The sequence below is a fragment of the Ruegeria sp. CDSA021 genome (assembly GCF_059612325.1).
This window is the reverse complement of the sequence record NZ_JBXWQJ010000051.1, coordinates 1-1,367: the sequence shown is the minus strand read 5'-3', so window position 1 is coordinate 1,367 and position 1,367 is coordinate 1. Positions and strand designations below refer to the sequence as shown.

Annotated in this window: 1 protein-coding gene; it reads left to right on the top strand. The window is 55.4% G+C overall.

The annotated features are described in order from the left end of the window. A protein-coding gene (locus AC2FLD_RS22445; RefSeq protein ID WP_496674560.1) for an IS3 family transposase occupies positions 1-1,293 on the top strand; the annotation gives its coding sequence in 2 pieces (ribosomal slippage) (positions 1-278 and positions 278-1,293; 1,294 coding nt annotated over the 2 pieces). This gene is flagged as partial in the annotation. Positions 1,294-1,367: the final 74 nt, after the last annotated feature.

The following is a 1,367-nucleotide window of genomic DNA, read 5'->3' as shown; positions in this document are numbered from 1 at the left end:
CCGTGCGACCCGCAAACAGTACTCCGCAGAAGAGAAGATCAAGATCGTGCTGGACGGCCTAAAAGGCGAGGACAGCATTGCAGAGCTCTGCCGCCGTGAAGGCATCGCGCAGAGCCTCTACTACAGCTGGTCCAAGGAATTCCTGGAAGCCGGCAAGAAACGTCTGGCAGGCGACACGGCCCGCGCGGCAACTTCCACCGAAGTGAAGGATCTGAGACGGGAAGCCCGTGATCTGAAGGAGGTGGTTGCCGAACAGGCTCTTGAACTGCGGTTGCTCAAAAAAAGCATGATCGCGGATGGGGGCGACGACGAATGAGATATCCCGCATCCGAAAAACTGGAAGTCATCCGCTTGGTTGAGCAATCGCATCTGCCGACCAAGCGCACTTTGGAGAAGCTGGGCATTCCGAAGACCACCTTCTATCGCTGGTACGACCGATATCTCGTCGGCGGCCCCGAGGCGCTTGAAGATCGTAGACCCACGCCGTCACGGGTCTGGAACCGCATTCCCACGCCTGTGCGCGAGAAGATCAAAGATCTGGCTCTGAAGGAAAGTGAGCTTTCCCCGCGTGAGTTGGCTGTTCGCTTCACCGACACAGAAAAGTACTTTGTGTCAGAGGCTTCGGTCTACCGCATCCTCAAGTCTTACGATCTGATTACCAGCCCGGCCTATGTGGTTTTGTCAGCCGCAGACGAGTTCCAGGACAAAACCACTCGGCCGAACCAGCTCTGGCAGACGGACTTTACCTATCTGAAGGTGATCGGCTGGGGCTGGTTCTATCTCAGCACGATCCTGGACGATTACAGCCGATACATCATCGCCTGGAAGCTTTGTACGACGATGAAGACCGAGGATGTGACCGACACACTGGACCTCGCTTTGCACGCCTCAGGCTGTGATCAGGCAACGGTGCTGCACAAACCACGCCTGCTCAGCGACAACGGGTCCAGCTACATCTCTAGTGAGCTTGCCGAATGGCTGGAAGATCAGAAAATGGATCATGTTCGAGGGGCGCCATACCATCCGCAAACTCAGGGAAAGATCGAGCGCTGGCACCAGACTCTCAAGAACCGCATCTTATTGGAAAACTACTATCTGCCCGGTGACCTTCAGCAGCAGATCGATGCTTTCGTCGATCACTACAATCACAGGCGCTACCACGAAAGCCTACAAAACCTCACACCCGCTGATGTCTACTTCGGGCGCGGACAGACCATTCTAAAACAACGAGAAAGGATCAAACGAAAGACCATCGAAACCCGGCGCTTGCTTCACCGCAAATCCGCCGCATAATCACAACAACCAGTTGAGCCAGACCCTCTCTTAGATCAGGCGGCCATCTGTCCCAAAATCCCTGACGACGGACA